The 6,889-nt window shown below is 69.1% G+C and carries 6 protein-coding genes and 1 tRNA gene; 2 read left to right on the top strand and 5 right to left on the bottom strand.

The window, feature by feature from the left end; all coding sequences use genetic code 11:
• Window positions 1–148: 148 nt before the first annotated feature.
• Together AC1REK_RS26615 and AC1REK_RS26610 are read left to right on the top strand one after the other, a co-directional pair.
• Window positions 149–225 (top strand) — tRNA-Met (locus AC1REK_RS26615).
• A gap of 187 nt (window positions 226–412) precedes the next feature.
• A complete protein-coding gene (locus AC1REK_RS26610) occupies window positions 413–1,219 on the top strand; it encodes a DUF72 domain-containing protein (protein WP_492270080.1) in 807 nt (268 codons plus the stop codon).
• A gap of 6 nt (window positions 1,220–1,225) precedes the next feature.
• Here AC1REK_RS26610 and AC1REK_RS26605 read toward each other — a convergent pair whose 3' ends face one another.
• The 5 genes from AC1REK_RS26605 to AC1REK_RS26585 form a co-directional block, all read right to left on the bottom strand.
• Entirely contained in the window at window positions 1,226–1,729 is a 504-nt protein-coding gene (locus AC1REK_RS26605) for a YbaK/EbsC family protein (protein WP_492270079.1), read from the bottom strand.
• On the bottom strand, window positions 1,726–2,004 hold the full coding sequence (locus AC1REK_RS26600) for a hypothetical protein (protein ID WP_492270078.1): 279 nt from the start codon (window positions 2,002–2,004) through the stop codon (window positions 1,726–1,728). The genes AC1REK_RS26605 and AC1REK_RS26600 overlap by 4 nt, the downstream gene beginning before the upstream one ends.
• 21 nt (window positions 2,005–2,025) lie before the next feature.
• Window positions 2,026–3,618: a bifunctional phosphoribosylaminoimidazolecarboxamide formyltransferase/IMP cyclohydrolase gene (purH, locus tag AC1REK_RS26595; RefSeq protein WP_492270077.1), complete on the bottom strand. Its 1,593-nt coding sequence runs from the start codon at window positions 3,616–3,618 to the stop codon at window positions 2,026–2,028.
• Window positions 3,619–3,736: 118 nt separating this feature from the next.
• Entirely contained in the window at window positions 3,737–5,485 is a 1,749-nt protein-coding gene (locus AC1REK_RS26590; RefSeq protein WP_492270076.1) for a heparinase II/III family protein, read from the bottom strand.
• Window positions 5,486–5,539: 54 nt separating this feature from the next.
• The gene (locus tag AC1REK_RS26585; RefSeq protein ID WP_492270075.1) at window positions 5,540–6,889 is read right to left on the bottom strand and encodes an RsmB/NOP family class I SAM-dependent RNA methyltransferase; all 1,350 of its coding nucleotides are present in this window, start codon (window positions 6,887–6,889) and stop codon (window positions 5,540–5,542) included.

Raw genomic sequence — 6,889 nt, 5'->3', positions numbered from 1 at the left:
GTTAAACTCCTCAGCGCTGATGGTACTGTGTCTCAAGACCCGGGAGAGTAGGTCGTCGCCGGGCCTGTCAAGGATATACCCTCATAACAATGATGAAGTTTACGACGCTGTCGCCGATACCATATCGACTGCAGCGTGACTGATTTGACGCGGGGTGGAGCAGCCCGGTAGCTCGTCAGGCTCATAACCTGAAGGTCGTAGGTTCAAATCCTGCCCCCGCAACCAAACTTAAAAACCCCGCAGGTTCGCCCTGCGGGGTTTTTGTTCGTGCTGCTGACAGCTTCTGTCGGAGCGATGCAGGAAACCGTGCGCCACCGAACGCCGAGACAGGCATAATGGCAGCGCCTGCTTTCGCGGGCCTCGCGGCAATCTGCGCGCGAGCACGTCTTCGGCCTGCGAAAGGAACAGCGGCATGCCCGGCACATCCAGCGGCGCGATCCGCATCGGCATTGGCGGCTGGGTGTTCGAGCCCTGGCGCGGCAGCTTCTATCCGGACGGGCTGGCGCAGAAGCGCGAGCTCGAATATGCCGGCAGCAAGCTGACCTCGATCGAGGTCAACGGCACCTATTACGGTTCGCAGAAGCCGGAAAGCTTCGCCAAATGGCGGGCCGAAACGCCGGACGGGTTCGTCTTCGCGCTGAAGGGCTCGCGCTTCTGCACCAATCGCCGCGTCCTTGCCGAAGCCGGCCCGTCGGTCGAGAAATTCGTGACGTCGGGCATTGCGGAGCTGAAGGAAAAGCTCGGCCCGATCAACTGGCAGTTCATGGCCACGAAGGCCTTCGACCCCGCCGACTTCGAGGCTTTCCTCAAGCTGCTGCCGAAGGAGGTCGACGGCATGGCCCTGCGCCATGCCGTCGAGGTGCGTCATCCGAGCTTCCGCTCACCGGAGTTCGTCGCCCTGCTCCGCGAATACGGTGTCGCGGTGATCACCTCCGGCGATTCGGAGTATCCCGAGATCGCCGACGTCACCGCGCCCTTCGTCTATGCCCGGATCATGGGCACGAAGGAGGTCGAGCCGAAGGGCTATTCCGAAAAGCAGCTCGATACCTGGGCCGGGCGTGCCCGCGCCTGGGCGCAAGGCGGCGTGCCGACGGACCTCGATGCCGTGGCGCCGCCGACCGAGAAACAGCCGCGCGACGTCTTCCTCTATGTGATCAGCGGCGACAAGGTCCGCAATCCGGCGGCCGCGATGGCTCTGATCGCGCGCACTGCGGGCTGAACGGCCTCAGGCCGGCTCGACAGCGGCCCGCTCGGCGCGCTGTGCGGGCGCTTCCTGGCAGACGTCGACCCATTCCGCCTGGGTCAGCGCGGCCATCCGCTCGGGGCTGATGCGGACGGCGCTCTGGGTCGAGCCCGCGGCGGGCACGACCTCGTCGAAGGCCTTGAGCGAGACGTCGCAATAGATTTGCAGCGGGCTCAGCAAGCCGAAGGGGCAGACCCCGCCGACTGGATGCCCGGTGATCGCGGCGACCTCGTCGAGGTCGAGCATGCGCGGCTTGGTACCGAAGGCGGCCTTGGTCTTCTTGTTGTCGAGCCGCGCATCGCCGCGGGTGACGAGCAGGACGACGCGCTCGCCGAGCCGCAGCGACAGCGTCTTGGCGATGCGGGCGGGCTCGACGCCGAACGCCTCGGCGGCGAGCGTCACGGTGGCGCTGCTGCCTTGTGTCTCGAGGATCTCGATCTCGGGGGCGTGCTGCGCGAAGAAGGCGCGTACCGAAGCCAGACTCACCGCGTCCTCCTGTCGAACCGCCAGGAGATCAGGGCCGCAACCGCGGCCGGGACGCCGAAGACCACGAGGAGGATCGGCGCCTCCTGCAGGAAGGTGTAGCCGGCGCTGTTGATGCCGACGATCAGGTTGATCACCGAGGCGACGAACCAGAGCGGGATGAACAGCCGCATCGCAAAGATCACGGGATGACGCCCGCCGGTGTTCAGCCTCGGTGCGAGGATGAGCAACAGGCCGAGCAGCGCGAAGCCGCCGGCGATGACCTTGACGGTGTGCATCCTGCCCTCCTGCCCGCAGTCTCAGTGCCGGAAATGGCGATGGCCGGTGAAGACCATGGCCAGGCCGGCCTCGTCGGCCGCCTTGATGACCTCATCGTCGCGCATCGAGCCGCCGGGCTGGATCACCGCGGTGGCGCCGGCCTCGGCCGCGGCGAGCAGGCCGTCGGCAAAGGGGAAGAAGGCGTCAGAGGCGACGACCGAGCCCTTGGCCAGGCTCTCGGGCACGCCGGCCGCCTTGGCAGCCTCGCCGGCCTTCCAGGCGGCGATACGCGAGGAATCGACGCGGCTCATCTGGCCGGCGCCGACACCGACCGTGGCGAGGTTCTTGGCGTAGACGATAGCGTTCGACTTGACGTGCTTGGCGACTCGGAAGGCGAAGCGCAGATCGGCAAGCTCAGCCTCGCTCGGCTGGCGCTTGGTCACGACCTTGAGCTCCATGTCGTCGACGACGGCATTGTCGCGCGCCTGAGCCAGGAAGCCGCCGGCGACGGTGCGCAGCGAAAGGCCCGCGGCACGAACGTCCGGCAGGCCGCCGGTCAAGAGCAGGCGCAGGTTCTTCTTGGCGGCGACGAGCGCGATCGCCTCCTCATCCGCGTCGGGGGCGATGATCACCTCGGTGAAGATCTCGACGATCTTCTTTGCGGCCTGCGCATCGAGCTTGCGGTTCAGCGCGACGATGCCGCCGAAGGCCGAGACGGGATCGCAGGCAAGGGCCCGCTCATAGGCTTCGAGCAGCGACCCGCCCTCGGCGACGCCGCAGGGATTGGCGTGCTTGACGATCACGCAGGCGGCGGTGCGGGCCGGGTCGAACTCGGCGACGCATTCGAAGGCGGCGTCGGTGTCGTTGATGTTGTTGTAGGAAAGCTGCTTGCCCTGGACCTGGCGCGCCGTGGCGACGCCCGGGCGCTGCTCGGGCGTGCGGTAGAACGCGGCCCATTGGTGCGGGTTCTCGCCATAGCGCATGGTCTCGGCGAGGCTGCCGCCCAGCGCGCGGAAGGCCGGCGAGGTGTCGCCGAGCTCGCCGGCGAACCAGTTCGAGATCGCCGCATCATAGGCGGCGGTACGCGAATAGGCCTTCTGCGCGAGCTTGCGGCGCAGGCTCAGCGTGGTCGCGCCCTTATGGGCTTCGAGATCGGCGAGGACCGCGGCATAATCGCCGGGCTCGACGACGACGGCGACGTCGTGGTGGTTCTTGGCGGCGGCGCGGATCATCGCCGGGCCACCGATGTCGATGTTCTCGATGCAGTCGTCATAGGGCTTGCTGGCCGCGACGGTCGCCTCGAACGGGTAGAGGTTCACCACCAGCAGGTCGATCGGCTTGATGCCGTGGCCGAGCATCGAAGCCTGGTGCTCGGGATGCGAGCGGATCGCGAGCAGGCCGCCATGGACCTTCGGGTGCAGCGTCTTGACGCGGCCGTCCATCATCTCAGGGAAGCCGGTCAGATCGGAGACATCGGTGACGGCAAGCCCGGCTTCGGCGATCGCCTTCGCGGTGCCGCCGGTCGAGACCAGGGCGATGCCCATGCGCGAGAGCGCCCGCGCGAACTCGATCAGGCCGGTCTTGTCGGAGACGGAAAGCAGCGCGCGCTCGATGCGGCGAAGTTCGTTCGGCATGAGGAAAAAGGTCCAAAAGTTGCGCGGCGCACCGCGAAAGGTTTCGCGCGCGCCCTATCATGCCAGCGGCTCGCTGCAAAGCATGACGGGCGCAGGCTTGCCCTGTCCGAGGCGACGGTCAGCCCTCGGAGGGCGGTTTCATCGGCGGGAAGGCCACTGCGATCTCGGCTTCCCGGTCGAGGCCTGCGTGATGCGCGGCGGTTCCCAGGCGGGCGATGCGCCAGATGATCTTCGGGGTCGCGGCGGCGTCGAACTCGATGACCAGTTGCGAGGTGCGCCGTCTGCCGTCGGCGGCGGCGAAGAAGACGCTTTCCTCCAGCGCGACGGAGAGGCCGGACGCCTCGAAGGCCCAGACCTCGCCGGATGGCAACGCAAGCAAGGCGCCTTCGCCCTCGCGGATCAGGCTGGCGGTGACGCCGGGATGGAGGTGGAACCGCGCAGCGGCGGGCAGGCTCGCCATTGTGGGGGAGGCGCCGATCTCGTCCTCGCCGAGAAGTTGGCCGCCGCCCGGCGCGAGCAGCAGCCGGCGGGTGTGGACGACGCCGAAGGCCCGCTTGTAGCCGTCATGGCTGCCGACCCATTCGACGCCCTGCTCGGTCTCCTGCCGGGCGGCGCGGACATCGGCCGGCCCGGCCGTGATGCGGCGCTCGCCGAGGACCAGCCCGAAGACGCAGCTCGAGCGGTCGTCGAGGGTGACGGTCGAATGCGCCGCCGTCGAGCGGGCAGCGAGCCGCAATTCCGGCGCGCCATAGCGGCTGGCGCCGCAGTTCACGATGAGGCGCTGCGCGCCGCTGGAAAATTCGAAGCTGAGGCAGCCGGCATGGGCCTCGATCGAGTTCGCGCCGCGCGGCGGCGGGCCGGCATCGACGATCACGGTGCTCGGCCCGGCGGCGAGCCGGTCATAACCGGCATAGGCGGCGTGCTCGATCGGCCGGCCGCGCGCGTCGTCATAGGCGGCCAGCGTCGCCATCAGGTCGGGCGGGGTCGCGCCCATGCCGTTGAACAGGGCGAGCGCACCGTCGCCGTGCCGGAACAGGCGCAGATGCGGCATCATCCGGTCGATCGCCATGATGATGCTGCGCGGCGGCTCGAGGCCGCGCGCCGCAAAGGTCTCGCGCAGCGGCAGGAGGTCGAGCAGCAATTCGATGATGATGCGCGGGTTGCGGCTGAGATGACCGCCATCGGGCAGGATCTGGCGCTCGAGCTCGTCCGACAATGCGGTCTCGAAACGCCGCAGCCGGCGCTCCTGGCCGTCGAGGCAGACCGCGGCGAAGGAGACGGCGATCAGGCATTGCAGGCGCGCGACGCCCTCGACCGCGCCGGCGAGCGCCAGATGCAGCCGGTCCGTGGTCTGCCCGATATGGCGGAGGAAACGCTCGTAGAAGACATGGTCGGCGCCTTCGAGCAGCAGCGGCGAATGCGAGAGGAAGGAGATCAGCCGCCTTGCCGCCACCGCGGGCTGGCGCGCGACCTCGCCGCGATCATGCTTGTTGCCGAGGAACTCCTCGACCAGAGCGCGGGCATTGGCGCGGGCGATCGCGGTGTCGGCGGCGCGCAGGTGCCGAAGCCAGGAGAAGCCGAGCAGCGCCTCGGCCCAGGCCTCGGTCGGCGGTTCGATCTCGAAGGGCGATTCGCCATGGCTGTTCACGGTGCGTCCGGCGAAGGCGAAATAGCCGGAATAGATGTCGCTCGCCGTCGTCGGGTCGGCGGTGCGCAGATCATGCGGCGCGAAGAGCAGGCGGTTCGCCTTCAGCCGCCCGAAGGGCCAGAAGGCCCGCGCGACGCCGACGATCTGGCCACGGGTACGCTTAGCCGCGCGGCCGGTCGCCGCGCGTGCCAGTCCCCCCCGCTCAGACCAGCTCTTCAATGCCCCTGTCCGTCCCGCCGTTCCGCCGCCAGCCATGCGGCGAATCCGCAGAAGTCATAGCCTGATCAGGCGACATGCGTAAAATCCCGCCCAGCCCGACAGTCTCGGCGTTTCCCCGGCAAGCTGATGGGGCAAGGTCCGCAGCTCGCCCAGAGGTGTCAGCGCCTCAGCGATGCCGCCGATCTCCGCAGGCTCGATCGGCTTTCGGGCGAAGCCCGGCTGGCGCTCCAGGAAGGCCGCGATCTGCGCCTCGCCTTCCTGCGGCTCGAGCGAGCAGGTGCAGTAGACCAGCCGGCCGCCGGGGCGGGTCAGCTTCGCCGCCTGGTCGAGTAGGCGCGCCTGCAGGGCGGTCAGCTTGGCGATGTCTTCGGGACGCTTGGTCCAGGCGACGTCGGGATGGCGGCGGATCGTGCCGGTCGCGCTGCAGGGGGCATCGAGCAGCACGCCATCGAAGGGCTCCGCCTCGTAGCGGGCGGCATCGGCGGTAACGATCTCAGCCTTCTGGCCGAGGCGTTCAAGGTTGGCAGCGAGCCGGCGCAGGCGCGGACCGGAGCGGTCGACGGCGGTCACTTCGGCGCCTGCCGCGACGAGCTGCGCCGTCTTGCCGCCGGGAGCGGCGCAGAGGTCGGCGATGCGCTCACCGGGCCTGGCGCCCAGCAGCAGCGCCGGCAGCGCTGCGGCGGCGTCCTGGACCCACCATTCGCCCTCGGCGAAGCCGGGCAGGGTGGTGAGTCCCTCGCGGCCGCGCAGGCGCACCGAGCCTGTCGGCAGCACAATGCCGTCGAGCTTCTCGGCCCAACCGGCGGCATCGGCCTTGACGGTAAGGTCGAGCGGCGGCTCCTGCGCATGGGCGAGCGCGATGGCGGCGGCAGTCTCGGCGCCATAATGGCGGATCCAGCTCTCGCCCAGCCATTCCGGTGCGTCGATCAGCGGGTCGAGCCCGGCGAGGATCGCGTCGCGCTCACGGGCCAGCCGGCGCAGCACGGCATTGCCGAGCGAGACATAGCGCGATGAACGCGCATCCTCGTGCAAATGGCGGATGGCGAGGTCGACGGCGGCATGGTCGGGCACGTCGAGGAAGAGCAACTGCGCCGCGGCTGCGACCATGATCGGCTCGAACGGGCCGGAATTGCGCGGGCTACCGCGCTCGAGCCTTGCATCGATGGCGTGGCGGATCGAGCCGAGCCGGCGGAAGGCGACGGTGGCGATGGCGCGGGCGAGGCCGGCATCGGCGGGCTCCAGCTGTGCCGCCGCAGCCAGGCGCTCATAGGTCTCGTCGAGCGCGGTTCCGGCGCGCAGGACCTCGTCGATCAGTTCGGCTGCCAGCCGGCGCGCGGCGAGCCCGGGGGCATCGTCGAGCGGCCTTGCTTCCGGCGGGGGGGCGGCGGTTTCGGAGCGCGCCAT

Source organism: Allobosea sp. GW823-FHT02B03 (assembly GCF_058797755.1).
Note: the sequence above shows the minus strand (reverse complement) of the source record. Positions and strands in the feature narration are given on the sequence as shown.

Coding starts and splice junctions, on each gene's coding strand:
- purH (WP_492270077.1), bottom strand. CDS start 3,618: ATGCCGAACGAACTTCGCCGCATCGAGCGCGCGCTGCTTTCCGTCTCC.
- AC1REK_RS26585 (WP_492270075.1), bottom strand. CDS start 6,889: ATGGCGCGCTCCGAAACCGCCGCCCCCCCGCCGGAAGCAAGGCCGCTC.
- AC1REK_RS26610 (WP_492270080.1), top strand. CDS start 413: ATGCCCGGCACATCCAGCGGCGCGATCCGCATCGGCATTGGCGGCTGG.
- AC1REK_RS26600 (WP_492270078.1), bottom strand. CDS start 2,004: ATGCACACCGTCAAGGTCATCGCCGGCGGCTTCGCGCTGCTCGGCCTG.